At 67.2% G+C, this 24651-nt stretch carries 21 protein-coding genes and 1 pseudogene; 11 read left to right on the top strand and 11 right to left on the bottom strand.

Going from position 1 to position 24651, the window contains the following annotated elements:
• Positions 1-106: 106 nt before the first annotated feature.
• Together ACFSXZ_RS27690 and ACFSXZ_RS27685 are read right to left on the bottom strand one after the other, a co-directional pair.
• A complete protein-coding gene (locus ACFSXZ_RS27690; protein ID WP_378268391.1) occupies positions 107-1465 on the bottom strand; it encodes an amino acid permease in 1359 nt (452 codons plus the stop codon).
• Between the two features lie 188 nt (positions 1466-1653).
• Positions 1654-2748: an Rv2629 family ribosome hibernation factor gene (locus tag ACFSXZ_RS27685; protein ID WP_378268148.1), complete on the bottom strand. Its 1095-nt coding sequence runs from the start codon at positions 2746-2748 to the stop codon at positions 1654-1656.
• A 156-nt stretch (positions 2749-2904) separates the two neighbouring features.
• On the opposite strand from ACFSXZ_RS27685, the gene ACFSXZ_RS27680 reads away from it, so the two are divergent.
• Positions 2905-3366 (top strand): SRPBCC family protein, encoded by a 462-nt coding sequence (locus ACFSXZ_RS27680; RefSeq protein ID WP_378268147.1) that lies wholly within the window; start codon positions 2905-2907, stop codon positions 3364-3366.
• A 52-nt stretch (positions 3367-3418) separates the two neighbouring features.
• Here the strand turns inward: ACFSXZ_RS27680 and ACFSXZ_RS27675 are convergent, their stop codons facing one another.
• The 6 genes from ACFSXZ_RS27675 to ACFSXZ_RS27650 all read right to left on the bottom strand — a co-directional run bounded on the left by ACFSXZ_RS27675 (position 3419) and on the right by ACFSXZ_RS27650 (position 12253).
• The gene (locus tag ACFSXZ_RS27675; RefSeq protein ID WP_378268146.1) at positions 3419-3751 is read right to left on the bottom strand and encodes a plasmid stabilization protein; all 333 of its coding nucleotides are present in this window, start codon (positions 3749-3751) and stop codon (positions 3419-3421) included.
• A 199-nt stretch (positions 3752-3950) separates the two neighbouring features.
• The gene (locus ACFSXZ_RS27670) at positions 3951-9410 is read right to left on the bottom strand and encodes a prolyl oligopeptidase family serine peptidase (protein WP_378268145.1); all 5460 of its coding nucleotides are present in this window, start codon (positions 9408-9410) and stop codon (positions 3951-3953) included.
• Positions 9411-9601: 191 nt separating this feature from the next.
• Positions 9602-10030 (bottom strand): TA system VapC family ribonuclease toxin, encoded by a 429-nt coding sequence (locus ACFSXZ_RS27665; protein ID WP_378268144.1) that lies wholly within the window; start codon positions 10028-10030, stop codon positions 9602-9604.
• On the bottom strand, positions 10027-10260 hold the full coding sequence (locus ACFSXZ_RS27660; RefSeq protein WP_378268143.1) for a hypothetical protein: 234 nt from the start codon (positions 10258-10260) through the stop codon (positions 10027-10029). Before ACFSXZ_RS27660 ends, ACFSXZ_RS27665 begins: the two co-directional genes overlap by 4 nt.
• A 145-nt stretch (positions 10261-10405) precedes the next feature.
• Entirely contained in the window at positions 10406-11260 is an 855-nt protein-coding gene (locus ACFSXZ_RS27655) for a GH12 family glycosyl hydrolase domain-containing protein (RefSeq protein ID WP_378268142.1), read from the bottom strand.
• A 60-nt stretch (positions 11261-11320) separates the two neighbouring features.
• The gene (locus tag ACFSXZ_RS27650) at positions 11321-12253 is read right to left on the bottom strand and encodes an MBL fold metallo-hydrolase (RefSeq protein WP_378268141.1); all 933 of its coding nucleotides are present in this window, start codon (positions 12251-12253) and stop codon (positions 11321-11323) included.
• Between the two features lie 96 nt (positions 12254-12349).
• Here ACFSXZ_RS27650 and ACFSXZ_RS27645 point away from each other — a divergent pair, with 96 nt between their 5' ends.
• The 7 genes from ACFSXZ_RS27645 (at position 12350) to ACFSXZ_RS27615 (ending at position 20514) form a co-directional block, all read left to right on the top strand.
• On the top strand, positions 12350-13234 hold the full coding sequence (locus ACFSXZ_RS27645) for an AraC family transcriptional regulator (RefSeq protein WP_378268140.1): 885 nt from the start codon (positions 12350-12352) through the stop codon (positions 13232-13234).
• 114 nt (positions 13235-13348) lie between these two features.
• A complete protein-coding gene (rraA, locus tag ACFSXZ_RS27640) occupies positions 13349-13849 on the top strand; it encodes a ribonuclease E activity regulator RraA (RefSeq protein WP_378268139.1) in 501 nt (166 codons plus the stop codon).
• A gap of 97 nt (positions 13850-13946) precedes the next feature.
• A complete protein-coding gene (locus ACFSXZ_RS27635) occupies positions 13947-14789 on the top strand; it encodes a phosphosulfolactate synthase (protein WP_378268138.1) in 843 nt (280 codons plus the stop codon).
• Positions 14790-16286 (top strand): FAD-dependent tricarballylate dehydrogenase TcuA, encoded by a 1497-nt coding sequence (tcuA, locus tag ACFSXZ_RS27630; RefSeq protein WP_378268137.1) that lies wholly within the window; start codon positions 14790-14792, stop codon positions 16284-16286.
• Between the two features lie 42 nt (positions 16287-16328).
• Positions 16329-17804 (top strand): aldehyde dehydrogenase, encoded by a 1476-nt coding sequence (locus ACFSXZ_RS27625; protein ID WP_378268136.1) that lies wholly within the window; start codon positions 16329-16331, stop codon positions 17802-17804.
• 2 nt (positions 17805-17806) lie between these two features.
• Complete coding sequence (locus tag ACFSXZ_RS27620; protein ID WP_378268135.1) at positions 17807-19066, top strand: NAD(P)-dependent oxidoreductase; 1260 nt, start codon at positions 17807-17809, stop codon at positions 19064-19066.
• The gene (locus tag ACFSXZ_RS27615) at positions 19063-20514 is read left to right on the top strand and encodes an MmgE/PrpD family protein (RefSeq protein WP_378268134.1); all 1452 of its coding nucleotides are present in this window, start codon (positions 19063-19065) and stop codon (positions 20512-20514) included. Before ACFSXZ_RS27620 ends, ACFSXZ_RS27615 begins: the two co-directional genes overlap by 4 nt.
• A gap of 402 nt (positions 20515-20916) precedes the next feature.
• Here ACFSXZ_RS27615 and ACFSXZ_RS27610 read toward each other — a convergent pair whose 3' ends face one another.
• Positions 20917-21051 carry a hypothetical protein gene (locus ACFSXZ_RS27610; RefSeq protein ID WP_378268133.1) on the bottom strand — a complete coding sequence of 45 codons (135 nt, stop codon included), beginning with the start codon at positions 21049-21051 and terminating at the stop codon, positions 20917-20919.
• Between the two features lie 222 nt (positions 21052-21273).
• Between ACFSXZ_RS27610 and ACFSXZ_RS27605 the strand changes: the two genes are divergently transcribed.
• The gene (locus ACFSXZ_RS27605; RefSeq protein ID WP_378268132.1) at positions 21274-21990 is read left to right on the top strand and encodes a GntR family transcriptional regulator; all 717 of its coding nucleotides are present in this window, start codon (positions 21274-21276) and stop codon (positions 21988-21990) included.
• Between the two features lie 507 nt (positions 21991-22497).
• A complete protein-coding gene (locus ACFSXZ_RS27600; protein WP_378268131.1) occupies positions 22498-22755 on the top strand; it encodes a DUF1829 domain-containing protein in 258 nt (85 codons plus the stop codon).
• A gap of 6 nt (positions 22756-22761) precedes the next feature.
• On the opposite strand, the gene ACFSXZ_RS27595 is transcribed toward ACFSXZ_RS27600, so the two are convergent.
• Positions 22762-23376: a thiamine pyrophosphate-dependent enzyme gene (locus ACFSXZ_RS27595; RefSeq protein WP_378268130.1), complete on the bottom strand. Its 615-nt coding sequence runs from the start codon at positions 23374-23376 to the stop codon at positions 22762-22764.
• Complete coding sequence (locus ACFSXZ_RS27590; RefSeq protein ID WP_378268129.1) at positions 23360-23887, bottom strand: phosphonopyruvate decarboxylase; 528 nt, start codon at positions 23885-23887, stop codon at positions 23360-23362. Before ACFSXZ_RS27590 ends, ACFSXZ_RS27595 begins: the two co-directional genes overlap by 17 nt.
• 524 nt (positions 23888-24411) lie before the next feature.
• Here ACFSXZ_RS27590 and ACFSXZ_RS27585 point away from each other — a divergent pair.
• Positions 24412-24651: pseudogene (locus tag ACFSXZ_RS27585) on the top strand (hypothetical protein); the annotation flags it as partial.

Here is a 24651-nt window from a genome sequence, read left to right as displayed (position 1 = left end):
TCAGGGGCCTTTCTCGTGTTTTACCCACGGGTACCGGCAAGCTGGGCGCGTTTCCAGAAAAAGCCCCGGCACGAAAGTTTCGTGCCGGGGACTTCTCCTGGGCCGGCTATTCGATTTCCGTGGTGAACCGGTGCGCCCTCGCGCGTTCGGCGGAGACCTCGGCGACCCTTCGGCGTACCGCGAACCAGCCCGCCACCAGCGCCGCCGCGATGACCGGCAGGCAGTAGATCATGATCCGGCCGGTCTCGCCGTTGAACCAGCTCAGCGCCAGCACCAGGAGCAAGAAGCCGAGCGTGAGGTAGTTGGTGAACGGCGCGCCCGGCAGGCGGTAGTCCGGCCGGGCCAGTTCGCCGAGCTTGGCCTTCCGGCGCATCGCGAGGTGCGCGATCATGATCATGGACCACATGCCGATGATGCCGACGGCGGAGAATTCCAGCGCGATTTCGAAGGCCGAACTGGGCACCACCAGGTTGAGGATCACCCCGACCACGTAGACGCTGGCCGTGAGCAGGACCCCACCGTAGGGAACGCCGTTCCTGCTCATCTTCGCGGTGAACTTCGGTGCCGAACCGGCCGAGGACAGCGACTTCAGGATGCGGCCGGTGGAGTAGAGGCCGGAGTTCACACTGGACAGTGCCGCGGTGAGCACGACGATGTCCATGATGCCACCGGCACCGGGAACGCCGAGCTTGGACATGAACGTGACGAACGGGCTTTCCCCGCTCTTGTAGGAGCTCCACGGAAGCAGCATCACCAGCAGCAGGACGGAGCCGATGTAGAACACCGCGATCCGCCAGGCGACGGAGTTGACCGCCTTCGGGATGACCTTGCGGGGGTTGCTCGTCTCACCCGCGGTCACCCCGACCATTTCGATGCCCGCGTAGGCGAACACCACGCCCTGCAGGATCATCAGCGCGGGCAGCACGCCGGCGGGGAAGAAGCCGCCGTGGTCGAAGACCAGCGAGGGGCCGGTGGCGTGGCCGTCGACGGGATGCCGGAGCACCAGCACGACGATCGCGGTGATCATGAAGGCGACCAGCGCCAGCACCTTGATCGCGGCGAACCAGAACTCCAGTTCGCCGAACAGGCGAACGGACACCAGGTTCACCGCGAGGATCACGAACAGCGCGATCAGCGCCGGAATCCACTGGTCCAGACCGGGCCAGAAGAACTGGGTGTACTTGGCGACGGCGGTGACATCGGCGACACCGCTGGTCGCCCAGTTCAGGAAATACATCCAGCCCGCGAAGAAGGCGGCCTTCTCACCGAGGAACTCGCGGGAGTAGGAGACGAACGACCCGGAGGACGGACGGTGCATCACCATTTCACCGACGGCACGCACGACCAGGAAGCCGAAGACCCCGGCGACCGCGTACACGATGGCGAGCGCGGGCCCGGCGGTGTGCAGCCGGGAACCGGCGCCCAGGAACAACCCCGTACCGATGGCACCACCGACGGCGATCATCTGGACATGCCGGTTGCCCAGGCCCTGTTGGTACCCGGCCTCCTCGTGGGCGAAATGTTCCTTCGCCGCCTGCCGGGTCTTGTCCGCTGGATTCGACAAGTCAGTCATGTCCGGTGAATATGGTGGCCTCCATCACGACGGCACAATGAAACGCGGGCAAGTTTGAGCTTCCCTTAGGGGATTTCGGCTCAGGCATGGCGCAGGAGCGCGGCGAAGCCCTCCGGGAGGTCCAGCCGTTCGTCCATGACCACCACGTCGGCACCGACGGCGATCGCGGCGAACGGGATCGCCTCGTCCGCCCGCCGCTCGCTCGGGGACGCGACGCCGACGGCCTCCAACCGCGGCTTCTCGACGCCGATCTGGGTCGGCTCGGGCCCCGTGAAGACGGTCGCCTCGGGCGGGTCGCCGATCAGCACGGTCGCCACGTTCGCCTCGGCCAGGGCATCGGTGACGCCTCGCAGGCCGCCCACCGCGAGGCCTGACTCGCGGCCGCTCTCGGCCCGGAACCGCTCGGCGGCATCGTCGAGCACGGCGAGTTGCCTGCCCACCAGCAGTTCGTGGATACGGCGGTCCAGGCCGGCTTCGGAGGCACCGGGGCCACGGCCGCCCTCGTCGACGGCGCTGGTGATCCGCCGGACCGGCTCCGGCAGCAGGTCGTGCAGCGCCGACCGCGCCTGGACCTCCCCGGCGAGGACGACGAGCCGTGCCCGCGCCCGCTCGACCGCCTTGGCCACCTGCTCGGCCACCTCTTCGAGGTTGTGCCGGGCGGTTTCCTCGGCGCGGTGCTGAATGTCGCGATGGCCAGGACCGCCTCCCCGGACCTTGTGCACCGGGTGCTCCCGGCCGTGCGCGGTCTCGGTCTCGACGGACCCGTCGGCATGGTGCACGGTGATGTCGGCGCCGGTCCGGTCGACGAGCACCACGACGTGGTCGGGCTCCTCGACCGTGTGAGAGAACACCGGCAGCAGATAGGGCAAAGCGGAAAAACGGGCCACCTGAGCGGGGGGCGGCGCGGCCAGCCTGCGGTCGAGCAGGACCCGGCCGTGCGCCGCGATCACACTGCGCCCGGCGGAGCCCACCGGTGGTGGGCTCTCCTGGATCGCCCGGAGGACCGCGTCCGTGGTCGGCCGGTCGGCACCCTGCTCGTCCAGTTCCGCTTCGACTTCCTTGAGCCGCAGCCGTAACCGCTTGGCGGCGTCCTCGGTGTCGTGGGACTCGTCGATGTGGACGGAGACGAACGGACCTTCGTCCTCGGTCAGCGTGCGAAGACTTGCCGTATGCACTTCGGACTCCTCGTTGATCGGCCTACTTGATCGGGCTGTACCCGGCCCGGCGCCGTGTCAATCACTCGGTCGTCATCGCCGGTGTACGGGTTGGGGTGTTTGCGCGTTGTGCACCCGTGGGTAGGCAAAGGAAAAGAGAAACCAAGGAGGAGAACATTGAGTACCATCATGGAAAGCGTGGATGTCGAGGTACCGGTTACCACCGCGTACAACCAGTGGACCCAGTTCGAATCGTTCCCCGAGTTCATGGAGGGGGTCGAGGAGATCCGTCAGACGGACGCCACACACACCCACTGGGTGACCAAGTTCGGCGGAGTCGACAGGGAGTTCGACGCGACCATCACCGAACAGCACCCCGACGAGCGGATCGCCTGGCGTTCGGACTCCGGCCCCGACCACGCCGGCGTCATCACCTTCCACCGCCTCGGTGACGCCCGGACACGGGTGACCGCGCAGATGGACATCGACCCGGAGGGTTTCGTCGAGAACGTGGCGGACAGGACGGGGATTCTGGATCGGCGGGTGAAGAGCGACATGGTGCGCTTCAAGAAGTTCATCGAAAACCAGGGGCGCGAAACCGGTGCCTGGCGAGGCGATGTCGACCGCCCCGGCAGCTGATCACCGCACAACGGGCCGGGGTGCGAACTTCGCACCCCGGCCCGTTCGTCTGTCAGGACTTTCCCAGTGCCTTCTGAAGATCCTTTTTGGACATCTTCGACCGGCCCTCGATACCCCGCTGCTTGGCCTCGTTGTAGAGCTGGTCGCGGGTCAGGCCACCCGGCCCCTGGCGTTTGCCGGACCGTTTGCCACCCCGTCGCTCGGGCGACATGTCCTGAGTGGAGGTCTTGCTCGCCCGGCGGGACTCGCCTTCCTGCGCGCGGTCCTTGTTGACCGTCCTGGCCGCCATCTCCTTGGCCCGCCGCTCGCCGTAGCCACGGTCTTCGGCCGAGTCCTTGATATGTTCGTACTGTCGTTCGCGCTTGTCGCTCCATGCCCGCGGCATCCGCGTCACCCCTCTCTCGCGTGTAAGGGTCTCTCCGAGAAGTACCCATGGCCGGGTGGGGTTATTCACTTGTCCTCCCGGCGCGCTCTGGCGCACCCTGGTTCATCACGGCCAGATCGGGCGGCTTGCCCTCACCGGCGAGAACAGCACGTATCAGCTCGATTAGTCGGACGGCACTGCAGCGCCGTAGCTTTATCGATTAAGAACGGCCGGGCGAGATCGTGGGATCGATCGCGGTGAGCATCGACCACAAGAACTCATAGGTAAGCGCGTACTCGAGGACGGCGTCGTCAGTGCTGAGGTCGCCGTGCCCGCCCTTGATCTCGTAGAAGAAGACGTCGTGGCCCTGTTCCAGCATCCTGGCCAGCATCTTGCGCCCGTGCCCGGGGTGCACCCGGTCGTCGAGCCCCCTGGTCAAGATCAGCGCCGGTGGATACCAGCGTCCACTATAGACGTTCTCGTACGGTGAATAGGGTTGCATGAAAGCCCATTGCGCCGGGTCGTCCGGGTTACCGTACTCGGATTTCCACGTCGCGCCGGCGAGCAGCCGGTGGAAGCGGCGCATGTCCAGCAACGGTTTGTGGCTGACGACCGCGCCGAACAGTTCGGGATAGCGGGTCACCATCACGCCCATCAGCAGTCCGCCGCCGCTCCCACCCTGGATGCCCAGCTGGTCCCAGGTGGTGATCCCCCGCTTGACGAGGTCGGCGGCGATCGCGGCGAAGTCTTCGTAGACCAGGTGCCGGCCTTCCTTCACCGTCGGGGTGTACCACCGCGGACCGTATTCGCCGCCGCCACGGATGTTCGCGAGGACGTAGGTGCCGCCGCGGGCGAGCCAGCCCCGCCCCACTTCCGCCTCATAGGACGGCAACCGCGAGCGCTCCAAACTGCCGTAACCGGTGAGCAGAGTGGGCCTGGGGCCGTCCCCGGCCTCGTGGCGCACCACGAAGTACGGGATCTTCGTGCCATCCAAGGACTCCGCGAAATACTGGTCGACGACCATGCCTTCGGCATCGAACCAGGCGGGTTCGTGCTTGAGCGTGGCCGACTCGCTACCGACGTGCCCATAGAGGAGCTTGGAGGGCTCGATGAAGCCGTCGACGAAGAGCAAGTACTCGTTGCTGTGCTGAGGGTCGGTGCCGAGGACCTGGACGATGCTCTTCGTCGGCGCTCCGGCGAGTGGCTCTCGGTGCCAGCCGCGTTCCGGGGTGAGCACCAGCATTTCCGTTTGCACGTGGGAAAGTGTGGTCAGCAACAGGTGGTCGCGGGTCCAGTCGTAGGACTGCAGTGAGGTGTGCGCGTCGGGCTCGAACAGCACCGTCAGGTCGCGACTGTCGGCGAGGTAGGCATCGAAGTTCGTGACGAGCAGTGTGCCCGCCCGGTATTCCCGGCCCGCCACGGTCCAGGGGGACCGGACCTGGATGAGCAGCCAGTCCCGGTGCACCGACGTCCGTGCGTCGTCGGGCACGTTGATGCGGACCAGACGGTCGGGCGTACGCAGGAACGTCACCAGCCGTTTGGCGTCGATCCATCGGCCGATGAAGTCGCGCTCGTATCCCGGGACAGCGTCGTGACGGGCGAAGACCATCACGTCACCGGGCTCGCCTTCATAGACCGTCTTCGCCTTGGACAACGGATCGCCCCGGCGCCATTCCTTGATCACCCGGGGAAGGCCGGACTTGAACAGCGATCCCGCACCGAAATCGGTGCTCACGTAGATTCGGTCTTCGTCGATCCACTCGACCTGGTGCCTGGCCGCCTCGGGCAGGACGAAACCGTCATCGACGAAGGAGCCCTGCTTCAGGTCGAACTCGCGGACAACGGTCGCGTCCGCTCCGCCTCGGGACAGCTGGATCAGTGCGCGGCGGTAATCCGGCCCCAGCAATTTGGCGCTCTGCCAGAACCAGTCCTCGTTTTCGGTGGTGGCGACCTCGTCCAGGTCGAACAAAATCTCCCAGCCTGGTTGGTCCTTGCGGTACTCCTCCAAGGTGGCACGCCGCCAGAGACCGCGCGGATGCTCGCTGTCCTGCCAGAAGTTGTAGAAGTAATCACCTGTCCGGTAGGCGTAGGGGACCTGGTCCTCGGACTCGTACACTTCGAGGATCCCGTCCCGGATGCGGGTGAAGCGTTCGGTTTCGGTCAGTGCGGCGGTGGTTTCGGCGTTGCGGGCTTCGACCCAGTTCTTGGCCGCTTCACCGGTCAGGTCTTCGAGCCAGAGGTGTGGGTCTTCGGCTGTGGTGTCCAGGCCGTCGGCGAGTGCGGCGGCGATCGCTTCGATGTGTGCTTCTGCTGCTGCTTTGGTGAGGCGTTGTTCCTTGGTGGGGTTTTCTTCGGGGAGGAGGTTGTCCACTGTGATACCGGCTGTTTCCGCGGTTACGACGACGACCGCGATCAGTTTCTGCTCGGTGATGTTCTCGTCGTCGAACTTCTTCGGATCGTGTCGTCGTCGCACCCAGTCTCGTGCGTGGTCGAGGAGGACCTGTGGCGGTCTCGGTGAGCGACGCGCGATGTCGACGGCTCGCGCGAAGTTCTCCCGTGTCCAGCCGAGTCCTAGATCCCGGGAGATTTCGGCGGCCAGCCGGGTTGCTTTGGCTCGTTTTCGCGCGAACCGGCCGGGGCCGAGCAAGGCTTCGGCGACCAGTGAGTTCACGGCGTCGCGTAGTCCGGGCGTGCGTGCGAGTTCGGGGCCGGCCGCGTAGCGCTGGACGATGGTGACCACCTGGCGGCGGATCCGGGGGAGTTCGACCGGGTCCAGTGTCCGCGCGGCTCGTGTTCCGGCGGTGAGCACTCGCTCTTCGGTCCATAGTGGACCGCGTGGGGTTTCGTGTTCCGGCGTGGTGTTGAGGAATCGGGCGAGCCATCGTGAATAGGCGGATGCCGCTTGTTCGCCGTCCCTGAGTTTGGTGGCGACGAGGATGGTGACCATTCTTTCCAGGCCGCGAAGTTCGAGTTGTGCGAGGTTGTTTGCTCGTGCTACGACGGGACGTGCCGCGGCGAGTGCGTCTGGGGTTTTGAAGGCGGCGTCGGCCCGGTCGGCTTGGTCGCGGAGGTAGCGGAGGGCGAATTCGGGGTTGGCCAGGCCGAGGTCGCCGGCCATGCTGATGGCCAGTTCGGTGGCGGCCTCCTCGCCGTTCGTGCGCACTTCGTCGTTGATGGTGCGGAAGACGGCGGAACGTAGTGCCAGCCGTTCGGTTTCGGCACGGTCGAAGACGGTGTCCATGACATCGCGCGCGATGCCGGTGTGTTCGCCCAACTGTTCTGGCCTGGCTTCGGGTGTCCCCAGAGCGTGTTGTGCGGTCCGGCGGACCGTCCACGAGCCGGAGTCGGTCTCCTCTGGCCACGTGATCCGGAGTTGCCGCGCGAGGTGTTCGGTGAACCGCCGGGCGCCTTCGATGTCCGGGCCGGCGTGCCCCCTGGCCTGCGTGGTCGCCATGGCTCCGGCGGTCGCCCGGATGAGCGCGAAGCGGCGTGTGTCGGTGAGGCCGCTGAGGTCGGCCGCCGCCCACGACATGGTCGCCGCCAGTTGCAGTCTCCGGTTGCGCTCACCGGGCTTGAGCTGCGACAACATCACGTTCGTCCGGGCCTCGTCGAGTCCGGCAGTGTTCCACCGCGCGTCGACGGTGTCGGCGATCACGACCTTGTCCTCCCCGTCCAGCCCGACCGCCAATACCGGGTCGGTCTTGTCCGGCAGCGTGTCGGCCGGTGAACCGTCGTGCCGTTTCAGGCGCACGCCACCGGGTTCGTGCACGACATGCCAGACCCCACCCGGTCCGCCGGTGCGCGGGGGCACGAACACGATCGCTCTGGCGCCTCGGCCCGCCTTGTCGATCCGGTCACGGACCGCCGCCAGTCCGCCCTCGATTTCCTCCGGGGGCTGTGCGGAAAACGCCGAACTTCCGGCGGATCGACCGGGCCGGTGACCGGCCTGGTAATCGAGTGCGGTGAAAAGCTGTTCCGCGTCGGTTTTCCCGGCCACCTCGTGGAACTGCGGTGCCCACGAGGAGAGTCCGTAGCGGTCCTCGGCGGTTTCGCTCTCGGTCTTGCTCCACAACGATTCGGTCCGCGGGCCGGGTTCCGACGTCGGGGCGCCGCCGGGTGCCACGGGGGGCAGGTTTGTCTCCCACTCGTGGGCGACCCGCAGCGACAACTGCGTCGCCTTGCCCGTCCCGCTGCCTTCGGCCGTGCCCGCGACAGCCAACAGCGTGTGGTCGTAGTGGCCCGTCTGACGTAGCTTGTCCACGTGATGGGTCCTGGCCACGATGTCCTCCGCCGTCTTCAGGCGGTTCGGATCGTCCAACAGCGTCTTCGGAAACCCTGACGCGATCCCGGCGATATCGAGACGCGGTCGCGGCCGCCCACCCGCCATTTCCGGTGGAATCGTCTTGGGCACCACCGATTCCACCACCGATTTCGGTGCTGTCGTCGGTTTGTCAGGTTCTCCGTTACCGACGGATCGCACTTCGCCGGTGGAAGCGTGGTAGGGGGGAGGCAACTCGTCCGGATCTGCCCCGTCCTGAAGGTCATCGCGCCCGGGAGCCTCCCCGGTGTAGGGCTGCGGCCCGGGCATCGTGGTGCCGGGTTTTTCGTCCGGGTAGGTCCCACCGGTCTTGGTCGCGGGTTCCGGTTTCTCGGTCAGGGAAGGCTCGGTGTCAACGGTGCTCCCGGCTGCCGCGGTTGCGGCGATCCCGAGTTTCCTGGCCGTGTGGCCGAGGAGGTGGCCGGAAACCCGCGCCACACCGGAGGAGGCGCCGGCGGTGAAGTCCGACCAGCTCACGGTCAGTTGCTGGGTGAGAATGGCATTGGCGACGGTCGCCGTCGTTCCCTCGTGCACCGACTCGCGAAAGACGTGCGCCACCCCGACCGCGAACGCGCGATGCCAATCCCGTGCGCCGTGTGCCTTCCGGAGGACAGCGTCCAGCAACTCCGTCACCGACCTGACGACCCTGGCGACCCGGCGGCCGAGTTCGAACGCCGGCGGCATCAGGAGACCACCCACGAAACCCACCATCGCGGCGTCGGAAAGATACTCGCGGCTCCACTCGGTCCGTGTGCCCTTGGCGAACTGCATTTCTTGCGCCGCGACCGTGATCAGCATCTGGTTACTTATGCTCAGTGTCATCCCGAGAAGCAGTTCCTGACCCACTGCCGCCTTCTCACCCATGGTCCCCAACCGGAGGTTGAACCATTCGAGCAAGGTCTCGAGCGCGGTCCGCGTCATCGCGACCCTGCCGGTGAGCCAGGACAGCACCGCCGGACCGAGTACCGCGCCCGCCGCGAAGGCCCAGACGAACTCGTTCTGCAGCGTGCTCAACTCGAGAATCACCACATACTTCAGGTACTCGACATCCAGGGCCAACTGCCGCAGAATCGCCGCGACCTCGAAAAAGAACGCAGCCGAGGAATCGATGTAGTTGTCCTTGCCCAGCACGAACGGTGCCATTCGCGCAACGAATGCCTGTGCGGCCAGGCCCTGGAACGTCGACTCGATCGGCGCGATCGCGCGTCGCAGATCGGGAGCCACCTCGTCCCGTAAGCGCCGCCCCGCCTGTTCCCACGCATGGGCCAGCGCACGCAACAAATCCTCGTTCGCGTCGGGAAACTCGTCCCCCGTCACGAACAAGAAGAGAAAACGCAGGTCGTCGTTGACGATCAGCGCCATACGCGGTACCCGCGTACCCGAACGGGCCACGGTGCCGGGTCCGGTGGCCGGGTCAGGCCGGATTCCAAGATCGGGTACCACCACCGCCGTTGGTGCATGTCGCGTGCCTCCTCGCCCACGACACGGCTGGCACTGCCGGGGGAGTTCAGCCGGTCCCGGGGCCGGGAGTTCCCGCCGCCGCAGCTGTGGTGTCAGGTATGTGCCGGGTTGGCCCACATGACCTGAGGAAAGCGTGCGAAATCGGAGTCGAACGAGCAGACGCCGACGCCGTGCTCGATCGCGAGCGCGGCGAGGTGGGCGTCGGTGACGAGGTTGCCGTGGAGATCACCCTCGACGAGTAACCGCCCGAATATCTCGGCGTGACGTTCCCCAGAATGGGGGACCCATGCCTGGTCGGCTTCGAGCCAGTCTTCTATATGCGACCACGCTACTTGCGGATTCAGCGGATTTGCGGCGATTCGCGGATGGGTGGCGATCCGCTGGAACGCCGTCAACGAAACCCACGGAAAACCGACGCGCGTCGGACCGTTGAGCGCGCGCTCCAGCCAGGACTTCGACGGCTCATGGAAGGCGCTGCCGCGGTCCACCGCATACAGCAGAACATTGGCGTCGACGATCACCGATCGTGATCCATGTCGTCGAGCAGTTCGAGGGCCTCGGCTACGTTGGTCACGTCGACACGCAACCCGAGGTGTTCGGTGCGCTGGTGGAACGGTCGAGGTGAACTGCCCCGCCGCAAACCGATTCTGGCGAGTTCGTTCACCGCCTGGCTCAAGCCGATGTGCCGCTCGCGACGGAGTTGCTCGGCAGCGGCGACAACATCATCATCAAGCCGGATAGTCGTTCTCACCAGCCCAGTGTACATCAGTGATGCTAGTTGGGCAGCATCAGTGATGCTGCTCGTAAACGGCGGGTCCAGGATCGACGGAGCAAGGAGGCACTGCCGGACAGGGTCACGCGCTCGCCCACCACATGGCTGTCACCGCCCGGGGAGTTCAGCCGGTGCCGGAGCTTCCGGGTGCCGGTAGTCGCCGGGAGTCGCCGACGGAAACCGAGAACCGGTCGACGGCGTTGCCCGCTCCGCCCTTCCAGAGGTTGAATCCGGCTTCGACGCCGATCAGGTACCACTCGGGCCGGATCCAACCGCGCGCCACCGAATCGTCGGTGAAGGCGCGGATGTCGAGGCCGTGCACGGCGGAGACGTCGCCGACCCGTTGGTAGACGATGCGGTTGTGGCCTTGGGCCTGCTCGAACCAGACGTTCCAGGTCGCGCCGGCGAGCCGCACGCCGGCGGCGATCCGCTCGCCGCCGGGCCGGATACCGCCGTGGCTGCTCAGCCAGATGATCAGTTCGGCGCCGTCCGGCGCACCGCCGGTCGAGGGCGTGCTGTTGAACCAGACCACGTAGGCGGCGTTGTAGGTACCCGAATCGGCCTGTCTGCTCACCCAGTCGCTCGTCACCTCGGGCATGGTGGAGACCTGGACCGGGAGACCGCTGTAGGTCGAGCACTTTCCCCAGTGACAGCCCTTGACCAACGACGGGTAGGCCGCGGGATCGCCGTTCGGCGGACGGTCGTGGTCCGCGCTGTCCACGGAGAAGGCGTCCTTGCCCACCGAGACGCACTGCGGGGTGTCCGCACCCCACACGTTGTTCTGCACGAGGTAGCTCCCGCCGTCGGAGGCCACGACGGAGTCCTTGCCGCACACCTTGGGTCCGGTCTCGGCGGACGTCGAGGTCGAAAAGGCGAGCAGGACCACGCCACCGAGGGCGGCCACGGCCGCGCTGCCCAACCCGAGGGTCGCCAAAGTGATCGACACCCGGAACGCCGTCTGGGCCAGCGGATGGTCCATCGACACTCTCCTCACGGTCTCGCGCTCAAGACTGGTACACGGCTCGCGCGCGGTCGCGGTTCAGGGGAGGAGATTCTCACTCACCGTGGACGCCCACCGGCTGACCGTGAAGCGGCTGCCGTCGCGCCGGATCTCGGCCGCGCCGGCACCGGCGAAGTGCGCGGGCACCACGAGTTCCTTGTTGTCGGCGGCGCGTTCCAGCACGCTGCGGCGGGTGGTCGCGGCGAGCCCCGGGTCCTCGCAGAAACAGCTGCTGTAGCGCGGTTCGAGGATCTGGACCGGACTGTGCAGGATGTCCCCGACGAACACGGCACGGTCGGAACCCGACGAAACGCGGACGACCGAGGACCCGGGAGTGTGGCCGGGAGCCGGTTCCAGGCTGATGTTGCCGTCGACGCGGTGGGAACCCGTCCACAGCAGAGCGCGATCCAGCACGGGCGCGACGCTGTCGGCGTAGACGATGAGACTGCCCTCCCGGCGGAGCTGTTCGTGCTCGCTGCGGGGCGCCGGGCGGCGATGGGCGTTGCGAGGGTCGAAGTAGGTCTGGTCGGTCCGGGGGATCAGGTAGGTGGCGTTCGGGAACGTCGGCGTCCACTCACCGTTGCGCAGTCGCGTGTTCCAGCCGACATGGTCGTAGTGGATGTGCGTGTTGATGACGACGTCGACCTCCTCCGGGCGAACGCCGGCCTCGGTGAGCCGGTTCGGGAAATCGGTGGCGAGGTGGTCGAAAAGGGGGATCTGCGGCCGGTGCCGGTCGTTGCCGATCCCCGTGTCGACGAGGACGATCTTGCCTTCGCTGCGCAGCACCCAGGTCTGCACGGCGGCGTGATAGGTGTCGGTCTCCGGGTGCCAGTGATCCGGGGCGAGCCAGGACTCGTTGTCCTGCCAGATCTCGGGCGGGCTGTCCGGGACGACGAACCGCGCGGGAGCGATCTCGCCCTGCCACTCGACAACCTTCACGACTTCGACCTCGCCGATGCTGAAACTGTGCATGACGCGACGGTAGGTGGACTTGGTGAGCTTTCCAATGCTCATATGCATCAAATGAATGCTCATACGTCTCAACATCGACTGTTATGATGAGGCATCGTGGACGTGTTGAGCGACGCGGTCGCGGCGATGCGCACCGGACGGCCCGCGTCGAACCGGCTTCGCGTGGGAGCCCCGTGGTGCTACCGGTTCGATCCTTACGACGGTGCGGGTTTCCACGTGCTGTTGCGCGGAACCGGGTGGCTGTTGTCGGAGGGTGAACCGCCGTTGCGGTTGGCGACCGGCGATATCGTCCTGCTCCCGCACGGAAGCACGCACGTCCTGTCCCACGCTCCCCGGGCCGACGGCGCCGTGCTGTTCGAGACGGCGGTGGAGGACCCGGAAGGCGAGACCGACTTCTTGTGCGGGAAGTACCGCTTCGATCGCACCCGGAGTCATCCCGTGCTGGCGGACCTGCCCGAGGTGGTTCATCTCCCGGCCCAACTCGGGCGTCATCCCGAACTCCGCGCGGCCATCGACCTGCTCGCGGCGGAGGTGGCCGGCGGCAGGGCCGGGCGGGACGCGGTGATCTCGGGGTTGCTGGATCTGCTGCTCGTCTATGTCGTCCGCACCTGGCTCGACGAGAACCCCGCGCACGGCTGGCCCCAGGCCCTGCGGGACCGCGAAGTCGCCGCCGCGCTGGAAGCACTGCACACCGAACCGGCCGCGCCATGGCGGATCGAGGACCTGGCGGCGCGGGTCGGCCTGTCGCGGGCCACCTTGGCGCGCCGCTTCGCCGCCCTGACCGGGCAACCGCCCATGACGTATCTGACGTGGTGGCGGATGACCACCGCCGCGCACCTGTTGCGCGAGACCGATCTGCCGCTGCCCGCCATCGCACGGCAGGTCGGTTACGGCTCGCCTTTCGCGTTCTCGCACGCCTTCAAGCGTCATTCCGGCCTCGCGCCGGGACGCTACCGCGTCGAATCCGATCGCGGAGCGTGACCGGCACGCGCCCCGTTCCAAGGGTCGGACAACGGTGACACGAGTCCTGTCGGATTGTATGATTGTCATGCAATACTCAGGATGCCTCATCGTGATACCGGGCGGGAGACAAGGGTGAACGTGGAAACCGGCATGGCCACCTGCGACCTCCTCGACCTTCATCCCGAACTCGCGTGCACGGAGGTGCAGTTCCGCGATCTGGGCGGGCGGCGCCGGTTCGGTGGCCGTATCAGGACTCTGAAGTGCGTGGACGACACCAAGCTGCTCGCGGAGGTGCTCGCCGGGCCGGGCGAAGGATGTGTGCTGGTGGTGGACGGTGAGGCCTCGCCCCGGTGCGCCCTGATCGGCGACCGTCATGCCGGCACGGCCGCGCGCAACGGCTGGACCGGCGTCCTGGTCTACGGCATGGCCCGTGACAGCGTGGGGCTCGGTGCCGTGGACATCGGTGTCAAGGCGCTCGGCGTGGTGCCCCGCCGCAGTGGCAAGACCGGGCGCGGGGAGATCGACGTTCCGGTGACCTTCGGCGGCGTGACCTTCTTGCCGGGCGGCACGCTCTGGGCCGACGAGGACGGCGTCGTGGTCGCGCCACCGGGGTTCTCCGCGGCGTCAAGCTGATCACCGAGCGTGATCGTTGACATCGGGTGAATGGTAGTATTGTATGACAGGCATACGGTATTGACCGCCCCGAGCCGACGGAGAGGGCGAGCCTCGCATGCTCAAGGCCGAGCACGACCTGTCGTTCCTGCGGATGAACCAGCGGCCGGCCAAACCGGCCACGATGGGCATCACCGAAGTCAGGGGGCCGTTCTACAACACCTTCGGCCCCGCTCATCTGGACGACTACCTGGTCGCGGCCGCCCCGTTCGTGGACTGGGTCAAGATCCCCGCGCCCAGCGTGATCCTTCTCCCGCCCGAGGTTCAGCGGAAATACATCGACGTGTGCCACGCGCACGATGTCGAAGCCGGTGCCGGTGGGGCGATCGAGTGGGTGGTCACCCGCGGCGCGGAGGCCGTCGAGCGGTATTTCGAGGCCATCAAGGCAATCGGCTACGACGTGGTCGAGGTTTCGGCGGGGATGCTCGCCATCCCGGACGGTGACTTCGTCCGCCTGGTTCGGCGCGCGAAGGCGACCGGGCTGAAGGTCAAGGCCGAGGTCGGCATCCAGTTCGGCGCGGGCGGCACCTCGTCGGAAGGGGAACTGGAGCGCGCGGGTTCGCTGCCCGTCAACTGGGCGATCAAACGAGCCGTCACCGCCCTCGACGCCGGAGCCGACTACATCGTGCTGGAGTCGGAGGGGGTCACGGAGTCGGTGACCACCTGGCGTACCGATGTGCCGGCCGCTTTCGTGGCCGAACTCGGTCTGGAACGGATCGTCTTCGAAGCGGCCGATCCGTCGGTCTATGCCTGGTACATCAAGACTTTCGGCCCCGAGGTCAACCTCTTCATCGACCAGTCGCAGGCGATCCACCTGGAGAGCCTTCGAAGCGGTGTGTGGGGCACCAGCGACCTGTGGGGGCGGATCGTCACCTACAAAACCGAGCCGGGAGAGAAATAGATGGCGCGCGTTGTCGTGGTCGGAGGCGGGAACGCCGGTCTGTGCGCCGCGCTGTCCGCCCGGGCCGAAGGGGCCGAAGTCCTGTTGCTGGACCGTGGCCCCGCCGACGGTTCGGGAAGCGACTCGTACTTCACCGGCGGGCTGTTCCGGGTGGCCTACGACGGTCTCGATCAACTCGAAGCGATCGTCGGTCCACTGGGGATGGACCCCTCGACCGGGATCGACGCCTTCGCCAAGTACAGCGAGGCGGACTTCCTCGAAGACTGGGGACGGGTCACCGGCTACCGGTGCGATGCCGAACTGGCGGAAACCGTCGTCGGGACGAGTTACGACGCCATCACCTGGCTGAGCGGGCACAAGGTGCCGTTCCTGTCCGGGCTCGTCGTCGACAGCGCGGGCCGCGTGCGGCACACCCGGCCGGGCTGGCACGGCGGGTTCGTCGAGGTGTCCGGCGCGGGGCCGGGCCTCATGGCGGCGTTGCTGAAAGCCGCCGACAACGCGGGCATCCGGCGGGAGCACGGCGTCGGCGTCCGCTCGATCGAGCGGAGCGCGGAAGGATTCCGGCTGGTCAGCCGGTACGCGCACGGCGAGACCGTGTTCCACGACGCCGACGCGGTCATCCTGGCGTCCGGTGGTTTCCAGGCCGATCCCGAGTGGCGCACCCGTGCCCTTGGCCCCGGCTGGGACCTCGCGCGGGTGCGGGCCTCCCGGTACAACACCGGCCGGGGCATCCGGATCGCCCAGGACCTCGGCGCCGCGTTGTACGGCAACTGGTCCGGCTGTCACGCGGTGGCGTGGAGCGTCGGCTCCCGTGACGCGGGCGACCCGAAGGCGAACCACATCTTCGAGCGGGAGAGTTATCCGTTCGGCATCACGGTGAACGTCCACGGAGAACGGTTCATCGACGAGGCTTCGGACTTCGGCGCGTACACCTATGCGCGCTACGGCAGGGAAGTCCTGCGTCAGGACGAGCAACGAGCCTGGCAACTGTTCGACGCGCAGTGCGAAGAGCAGCTCATGGACGAGTACCGCACGAAGAATCCCGAGGCGGCGCGGACGAGGGCGGACACTCTCGAAGAGCTCGCGGCCAAGCTCGCGGCGCGTGGCGTCGACCGCGACCATCTACTGAGGACAGTCGCGGAGTACAACGCCGCGGTCGACGAGTCGGTGGACTTCAACCCCTACGTCAAGGACGGGCGAGGCACCAAGGGGCTGAGGTTCGACAAGTCCAACTGGTCCCGCAAGCTCGAGCGGGGACCGTTCGAGGCGTACGAAGTGACCTGTGGCATCACGTTCACCTTCGGTGGTGTGCGGATCGGCACCGACGCCTCGGTGCTGGACGAGGACGGCAGGCCGATACCCGGACTGTTCGCCTGCGGGGAGATGGTCGGGGGCCTCTACTACTTCAACTACGCCAGCGGAACCGGCCTGACCTCCGGCGCCGTACTCGGCCGTCTCGCCGGGCGCCGCGCCGCCGAAGTCGTCGCACACGCCTGAATCCGCTTGCCGGATCTTCGGCGAAGAAGCTGAGGAGGACATATGGGAGCCCCTGCGCTCGCGGACTATCGGAACTTGTTCGTCGGAGGCGAGTGGACGCCGGCCTCCGGCGCGGAGTTCCCGTCCGTCGACCCCTACCGCCGGCAGGCTTGGGCCGTCGTCGGCACCGCCACGGCCGAGGATGTCGATCGCACCGTTTCCGCGGCGCGTAAGGCTTTCCGCGACTGGCGGCGGATGGGCGTGTACGAGCGGGCCAAGCTGCTGTTCGCCTTCGCCGACGCCCTCGAACGGGAAACCGACCGGCTGGCCGAGATCGAAACTCGCGACAACGGCAAGCTCTACAAGGAAAACCGCAACCAGATCGGCTTCGCCGTCCGCAACTTCCGGTTCATGGCGGGCATGGCCGACAAGCTGACCGGTGAGACCAAACCGCTGGACAACCCGATGTTCCTCGACTTCACCGTGCGGGAGCCCCGCGGCGTCGTCGTGCTGCTCGCGCCGTGGAACTCACCGATCCAGACCCTGTCGAACAAGCTGGCCCCCGCGCTGACCGCCGGGAACACGGTCATCATCAAGCCGTCCGAACACACCTCGGCGAGCACGCTGGAACTGGGGAAGATCTTCCAGTCCGTCGGGTTCGGAGACGGCGTGGTCAACGTCGTGACCGGTGCCGCGGACACCGGCGCCGCGCTGACCAGTCACGCCGGGGTCGACATGATCAGCTTCACCGGGGGTGTCGGGAACGCCCGTCACATCGCGGCGAACGCGGCCCGCAACGTGATACCGCTGACCATGGAACTCGGCGGCAAGGGCGCCAACATCATTTTCGAAGACGCCAACCTCGACCGCGCGATTCCCGGCGCGGTGTCGGGGATCTACGCCGCGGCCGGGCAGACGTGTGTCGCGGGATCCCGGTTGCTGGTGCAGGAAAGCATCTACGACCAGGTCGTCGAGCAGGTCGCCGAACGGGCCCGAGCGATCCGGCTCGGTGATCCCATGGCCGAGGAGACCCAGATGGGGCCTGCCGCGCACGAGGGACAGTTCGAGCACGTGCTCCGCATGATCGAGGAGGCCGTGGCCGACGGCGCGGAACTGGTGACCGGTGGCAAACCCGCGTTCGAAGAGGGCTGGTTCGTGGAGCCGACCCTGTTCGGCCGCGTGACGCCCGCCATGCGCCTCGCCCAGAACGAGGTCTTCGGCCCGGTCCTCGCCGCGACACCGTTCGCCGACGAGGAGGAGGCGATCGAAATCGCCAACGGCACGGACTTCGGTCTCGCCGGTGGCTTGTGGACCAGCGACCTCAACCGGGCGCACCGGGTGGCCCGGGAACTCGAGAGCGGCACGGTGTGGATCAACACCTACCGGACCTCCGCGGCTCAGGCTCCGTTCGGCGGGGTCAAACGGAGCGGGTACGGGCGTGAGCGCGGTGTCGAAGGACTCATGGAGTACACGCGGGTGAAGAACACCATGCTGGATCTGTCCGACACCGTCCGAGACCCGTTCGTGCTGGGGACGTGATCATGCGCATCGCCTTCGTCGGCCTGGGCGCCATGGGGCTCCCGATGGCCCGCAACCTCGCCAAGACAGACGGTATCGACCTCGTGCTCTTCGACGTCGACCAGCGGCGGCTGGCCGAGGCGGAGAGCTTCGGCCAGGTCGCGCAATCGGTTGCGGCCGCGGTCGCCGACGCGGACTACATCTTCAGCGTGCTGCCGGCGGACGTACATGTCCGGACGGTCGGCGGGCAGGTCCGCGAGCACGGGCACGCCGGTCAGGTCTACGTCGACTTCAGCACGATCTCTCCGGCGACGATCCGGCGGGTCGCCGACGAACTCGCGCCCCAAGGGATCGAGACCGTGGGCGTGGCGCTGACCCGCAGCACCGCGGCCGCACAGCAGGGCACCCTGGCGTTGTTCCTCGGCGGGCCCCAGGAGCACCTCACCCGGTTGCGGCCGGCGTTCGACGCGATGGCGACCGACCTGTTGCCGACGGCCGGGATCGAGGCGGCCAAGGCGGCGAAGATCGTCAACAACATGGTGGTCGCCGCGCTGGACATCCTGGCGTGTGAGGCGTTCGTCCTCGGTGCACGCCTGGGCTTCACCTCACGCCAGGTCCTCGACGCGATGGCCGCGCACGGCGCCGACAGCTGGGTGCTGACGAACCACATCGAGCGATACGTGCTGCCGGACGACCTGGGGCCCGGCCGGTTCAGCACGCGCTACATGTCGAAGGACGTCGGCCTGTGCGGCGCGCTGGCTCGTTCCGCGCGGCAACCCGCGTTCTTCACCGGCCTCGCGGAGTCGTACTACCGCGGCGTGCGCGCGCACGGACATGGCGACGACTACCACATGATCGTCATCCGGTGGCTCGAGCGGGGCGCCGCGATCGGGGAGCCGGTGACCGCTCTGGCGTCCGAGGGCGGTGAGGCAGGAGATCTGGCCACGCTCGCGACCGCGGCATCCGCGGTGACCACGCTGGTGACGCTGGAGGCGCTGACCCTGGCCGCTCATCACGGACTGCCCGTGAAACTGGCCGCCGAGTACATGGAACGCGGATCCGGTGGCAGCGACACGATGCGCGCGGTGCTCTCGGGTGACCATTCCGGGCTCACCTGGCGCTTCTCCGATCTCGCCGGTCAAGTCGACGCCGCGACCGAGCACGCGGCGCGTCTGGACGTGCCGGCGACGATCTTCGAAGTCGCGCGGCATGTCGCGCTGTCCCTGGCCGTGCGTTTCGGCCCGGACGCCGATGTCGGCACGGTGCTCGCGGAGTTGCCATGAAGGCGGAAGGCGAGCTCTACGATTTCCTTGGCTCGCTTGAGTTTTCCGCGCTTCCCGCCGCGACGGTCGAGTCCTGTCTGGCGCTGATCCTGGACCATTTCGGGTGCGCGCTCCTGGGCGCGCGGATGCCGTGGACCCAGGCGCTCCGTCGCGTTACCAGTCCGACCAAAAGCAGACGGAGACGGTCCGCAGCCGACCTGCTTGTCGACACCCGTTTCCGCCGTGGCTGTGGTCGGATTGGTAACGATCGGCACAGTACGGCGGGCATCGCGGGCGGGGGAGCGTTCGTCTACGGCGAGCGGGAGCCGGTACCGGCCACGACGGCGGCGCTGGTCAACGGCACCGCGGGGCACGCGCTCGATCTCGACGACCTGTATTTCCCGGCGATGTCGCACCCGGGTTGCGTCATCGTGCCCGCGACCGTCGCCGCCGCGACCGCGAACCGGACCGACGGCAGGCGGCTCATCACGGCCATCGTCGGCGGTTACGAGGTGATGGGGCGCATCGGAGTCGCCACGGGACTGCGGGCCGGGGAACTCGGTTTCCACGCCACGGGCCAGCACGGCCCCGCCGGCGCCGCGGCGGCCGTGGCGATGCTGGCAAACCATGACGCGCGTGGGGTGGCCAGCGCCGTGGGCATCGCCGGTTCCCTCGGCGCGGGAATCAAGGCGTTCACCAACGGACCGGGAATGGTCAAACGACTGCACGCCGGGCGCGCGGCCGAGGCGGGCGTACTGGCCGCTTCGCTGGTCCCCGAGGGCTTCGACGGACCAGCGACGCCCTTGACCGGAAAATTCGGCCTGGTCCACATCCTCGGCTACGGTGAAGCCGACGTCGAGGCGCTTGCTCGCGGCCTTTCACAGCACTACGTCGTCGACGACATCTACCTCAAGCCCTATGCCGCGTGCGGAGCCCTGCATGGTGCCGTTCGGGCCGCCGACGAAATCGCCGGGGAGATCGGCGATCCCGCGCTGGTCGAACTCGTCGTCGTCGGAACCTCGCGGCGAGCGCTCGACCAGAACAGCGACACCGATCCCGAAGACGCGATGTCGGTCCAATACAGCATGGAGTGTTGTGTCGCGCTGGGCCTGCTCGGGCAGGCACACGAGCCGTTACGGATCATGGCCGTGGCGGACGACCCCCAGGACCCGGCACGAGTCCTCGCCCGGAAGGTCACTCTGGAACTCGACCGCCGCGCGGAGGAGGCCTACCCCGACCCGAACGTGTCGCGTGTGGACGTTTTCCTGACCGATGGGCGCATGGTGTCCCGCTATGGGGAGTGCACACCCGCCACCAGCCGCGGATGGGACGCCGCGGTCGCCAAGTTCGACCGCGTGACAGCCGAGGTTCTCACCCTCCCGGCCCGGCAACGGCTCGTCGCCGCCGTGCGGGCACTGGCTTCGGGCGCCCCGGTCACCGACTGCCTGGACGCCGTGCGGGCGGCTTGAGGTCCAAAGTGGACTCTTGGTCACGTACGCAGGCCGGCGGTCCGGTCGAGGACGCGCTTCGCACGGGGATCGTCGAACTCGGTCAGGATCGCCGCGGCCTCCATCGCGTGGGTCCGTGCCTCGCTCTCGTCGCCATCGGCGGTTGGAGAGACCGCGGAAGATGCCCAATGCTTCCTCGAACCGCCGTGTGGCTGTGGTCAGTCTGCGACGTCGCCAGTTCAGCAGGCCGAGGGCATTGACGGCGACCCCTTCCGAGACAGATCTCGGCGGTGGCGATCCAATCCTCGAACGGGTTCCGGCTCACGTAGATGCTCCGGAGCAGGTCGTGGAACTGGTACCGCGCGGGCGCATGTTGTTCGAGCACGTGCGAGGGGCCGTTCCCCGGATGCGCCCGCCAGCAGATCAAGCATCGGGGATGTCCGCCTTGGCTGCCCTTGCCATGCCTTTCGGGATCACCACGAGGCGTTCGCCCGAACCGACGCTGGTGCCCTCCGGCAGGCGGCCGGCGTAGTTCTCGGTGAGGTCGCGTCCGATCACCGCGACGTCCCCGTTGTCGTCCGCACGTCGAGCCTCCCTTACCCCGACGACAGCGTAAAACTCCGAGTCATCATACCTGTGCTCACCGTGGTCATCGCCGGTGTTTGCGGAAACCTTTTTCGGAAGCCGTCGAAGGCCCGGCGGGCTCTCGGAGCAGGCGGGCGGGCGCTAGACTGTCATACAGTCCTTCAATCGCTGGAGCCGTCGACCCACCCTGGGGACATGATGACGATCGAGAGCGAAGAAGCCGGCGACTTTTCCCTTCGTGTGGGCCGGGTCGCCGCTCCGCTTCGTGAGCAGGCGGCCGAGGTCATTCGCCGCGCCATCCTGGAGTTCCATTTCAAGCCGGGACAGCGGCTGATCGAACGCGAACTCATCGAGCGGACCGGCGTGTCCCGGACGACGATCCGGGAGGTGCTGCGGCAGCTGGCCGCCGAGGGACTGGTGGCGACCATCCCGCAGAAGGGCATGGTCGTCGTCTCCCTCACCGAAGAGGAGGTCGCGGACCTGTACGAGGTGCGCGCGCTCCTGGAGTCCTGCGTCGGGCGGCGGTTCGCGGAACGCGCGACGGACGAGCAGGTGAAGGCACTGAGGGAGGGGTTCAAGGAGCTTTCGAGGCTGTTGAAGGGTGCCAAGGACATCCAAGAGCGCCTGGACGCCAAGGACCGCTTCTATGCCCTGATGCTCGACGGTGCCGGCAGCGCCGAGTTGCGCTCGCTGCTCGGCAGTCTCCAGGACCGGGTGCGGCTGATGCGCGCCCGCTCGCTGTCGCAGCCCGGCCGGGTGCAGAAGACCCTGAAGGAAATCCAGGCCATCGTGGAGGCCATCGAGGCGCGCGATCCGGACGCGGCGGCCGCCGCCAGCGAACGGCACGTGATGTCGGCGGCCCGCGCCGCGGAAACCCCCCACACGAGCCCCGCGGAAGCCACCGCGCACTGAGCGGTTAGGCGAGCCCGTGGGGCGCAGCCACTCGCTGATCGGCGTGAACGATCTCGTTTACGTGTCGTCTGGCGCCATCCGGATACAACGAGCGAGTCACGGGCGGCCGCACCTCCAGAGATTCAACACCTTGTGAGGTACGTTCCACACTGGTCACAGCGAACGTCGCGCGGTCAACTGACTCACTGCCAACTCGATAGCCCGACATCTCCTCGTACGAGTGATGTGATGACTTGCCCAGCGAGGAGCCCGCACGTTCAGCCGCCAGGCAAGAACGAATCGCACCGCCACGCCGCCCGAGCAATGTCTCGTCCGTCGATCACAACCGCGTATTCTGGGCCGAGCAGGTGGAGGGAGTGGCCGATGTGACCTCGGCGCTTGACCACTTCTGTAAAGCCGTCAACCTGCCGACTCCGGACCTGCGAGGAGGGCTGGCATGAACAACAATGCGGACCTGCTTGTTGAGTCATACTATTCATGGATCAAAAGCCACCTATCTTGGATTTCGTGATTCCCAAGTCGCGGCATGCTCCGGAGCGGATTGTCCAGGTGGTCAACAGTCCGCGTCGGGATCGAGTCGAGAACCTGCTTTTCGCGATCAACGACACCCGTGACGCCCGCGGAACGGACACACAGTTCTATGCCTTGATCAATGACACGAAGAGAGACGTAGCCGCGGACATTGTCGAAGCGTTCAACAGATATTCGGTGACGGCTCATCCATGGTCGCATCGAGATGAAATTGTTGAGGCGCTGGCCGCATAGAACTTCCTATCGAGTCACCGCCGCGGAGGGGGCGCCGCCGAGGACGTGGTCGCGGAAGCGGGTCCGGCACAGTGGGCCGTCGCGCTCGAAGGCGTAGGGCTCCGGCGGTTCGGGCGGGACGCGGAGGACCACGAAGGTGACCTGGGTGTCGTCTTCCAGCAACGACTTTCCGGCGGGCAGGTCGGCCGGGACGGCCACGGTCGTGGACGCGGGAATGCCGCTGCCCGCCGCGACCGCGGCGAGGTCGGTGCGAAACGAGGTATGGGTCCGCTGGAAGCCGGTCAGGCCCCAGGCGGCGTTGTCGATGCAGAGGATCGACAGGTTCGGCGGCGCGGCGGTCGCCGCGGTCGGGAGTGAGCCGAGGCTCATGAGCAGTTCGCCGTCGCCGGTGATGACCAGGATCCTTCTGCGTGGCTGGGCCAGGGCGAGACCCGTACCGACCGCGGTGGCGGTCCCCATAGCGCCGTCGATCGCGAACAGGTTGTCGCCGTCGTCGGTCAACCGGGCCGCGTCGAAGCACGGCGTGCCCAGTCCGGCGACGATGAGGTAGCGGTCCGGCTCGGGCACCAGTGCGCGCAGGGCCGGAGTGCGGGACAACGTGGGTTCAGAATTTTTTGACACCGAGCAACCTTTGGCTGAGCAGGATGACCACGGCACGACCGGCACGCTCGACCGCGCCTGCCGCGGCCTCCACGGTCGGCGCCACCTCCTCGGCGTGGTGCACCGGCAGGGTCTGGACGCCTATGGCGTTGAGGACCCCCTCGGCCGCCTGGCCCATGGGATATTGCCACGGGTTCTGTTCGCCCCAGTCTCCGCGCATGGTCACGACGGACAGGAAAGGCACCGCGCAGTGCCGCACCAGCGACAGGTAGTTGACGCAGTTCCCGACACCCCCGCTCTGCATGAGCAGGACACCTCGCGAACCCCCGAGGTAGCAGCCGGTCACGATGCCGACTCCTTCACCCTCGTTGGCGAGGGGCAGCGCGATCGCGTCCGGATCGTCGGTCGCGCGTTCGATGATCCGCTTCAGGCCCGAATCGGGCACGTAGGCGAACTGGGTGTACCCGTTCGCCCGCAGTACCTCGTAGAGCTGGTCCGGCCAGGCCGGAGCGGTGGGTGTTCGAGTGGACATCGTCCTTCCAATCTGGTCACCTCGCGGCGGTGAGGGGAGCCGTGGAGGTCGTGCGGCGGGACATCGCGCTCCCTTCGGCCGACCACGGGGCGTAGCCGTCGGCTGATACTATCGTCATACATTTTGGTGGGCAAGGCGGTCGGAGCCGCCCCGGTCGATCGCGTTGACGGACGGTGTGAGTACGGACCGCGACCGTCCGCTTCCCCTCTGACTGACCGGCTTTGGTGCAATAGGGGAGTAGTCCCGCCAGGAAAATCCACGATGGAAAGCGAGGCGGGACGGCCGTCGGTACTTCGCGTCGCGCCACTCATGTGGCTGGCGAAAGCGGAGGAGTGGGATGATTCCGGCATCATGCGTGCCTTCGATGATACCTACTCCAATTGGGGGAAGCGCTTACCCGAATGGCGCGATGCGGTGTTCCCGGCGGAACCCCCGCTGCGTTCAGTGTCGCGAAGCATGGCAAGATCACGCGAGCGGTGGACACCTAAGGCGCTCGTCTGATTGCATAGCGACACCGTCGGCCTGTGGGACGAGCAAGCAACCGGGAGTGGATGGTGGCGCGAACTCAACGGCTCATCGATCTGTCGCGCACTCTGCTCTCCCGCTCACGGCAGGTCGCGGCGCATCTTCTGGACAGCCCGCAGGCTCCGCGGCGTCCTTTGGTCATCGAAGGGACTCCGGCACCCCGGCCGTCCGCGCCGGCCGAGGGTTTGCCGGTTCCGGTTGATGACACGTTGGCGGCGGTGTGTGCGAATGTGGCGTTG

The sequence above is a fragment of the Amycolatopsis pigmentata genome, from assembly GCF_042684065.1.
Lineage (GTDB): Bacteria > Actinomycetota > Actinomycetes > Mycobacteriales > Pseudonocardiaceae > Amycolatopsis_E > Amycolatopsis_E pigmentata.
This window is presented reverse-complemented; position numbering and strand designations above follow the sequence as displayed.

Excerpts from the sequence above, each read along its gene's own strand:
- ACFSXZ_RS27590 (WP_378268129.1), bottom strand. The coding sequence starts at position 23,887 with ATGTCCACTCGAACACCCACCGCTCCGGCCTGGCCGGACCAGCTCTAC.
- ACFSXZ_RS27675 (WP_378268146.1), bottom strand. The coding sequence starts at position 3,751 with ATGCCGCGGGCATGGAGCGACAAGCGCGAACGACAGTACGAACATATC.
- ACFSXZ_RS27650 (WP_378268141.1), bottom strand. The coding sequence starts at position 12,253 with ATGCACAGTTTCAGCATCGGCGAGGTCGAAGTCGTGAAGGTTGTCGAG.
- tcuA (WP_378268137.1), top strand. The coding sequence starts at position 14,790 with ATGGCGCGCGTTGTCGTGGTCGGAGGCGGGAACGCCGGTCTGTGCGCC.
- ACFSXZ_RS27620 (WP_378268135.1), top strand. The coding sequence starts at position 17,807 with ATGCGCATCGCCTTCGTCGGCCTGGGCGCCATGGGGCTCCCGATGGCC.
- ACFSXZ_RS27605 (WP_378268132.1), top strand. The coding sequence starts at position 21,274 with ATGATGACGATCGAGAGCGAAGAAGCCGGCGACTTTTCCCTTCGTGTG.
- ACFSXZ_RS27655 (WP_378268142.1), bottom strand. The coding sequence starts at position 11,260 with ATGGACCATCCGCTGGCCCAGACGGCGTTCCGGGTGTCGATCACTTTG.
- ACFSXZ_RS27670 (WP_378268145.1), bottom strand. The coding sequence starts at position 9,410 with ATGGCGCTGATCGTCAACGACGACCTGCGTTTTCTCTTCTTGTTCGTG.
- ACFSXZ_RS27615 (WP_378268134.1), top strand. The coding sequence starts at position 19,063 with ATGAAGGCGGAAGGCGAGCTCTACGATTTCCTTGGCTCGCTTGAGTTT.
- ACFSXZ_RS27625 (WP_378268136.1), top strand. The coding sequence starts at position 16,329 with ATGGGAGCCCCTGCGCTCGCGGACTATCGGAACTTGTTCGTCGGAGGC.
- ACFSXZ_RS27635 (WP_378268138.1), top strand. The coding sequence starts at position 13,947 with ATGCTCAAGGCCGAGCACGACCTGTCGTTCCTGCGGATGAACCAGCGG.
- ACFSXZ_RS27690 (WP_378268391.1), bottom strand. The coding sequence starts at position 1,465 with ATGATCGCCGTCGGTGGTGCCATCGGTACGGGGTTGTTCCTGGGCGCC.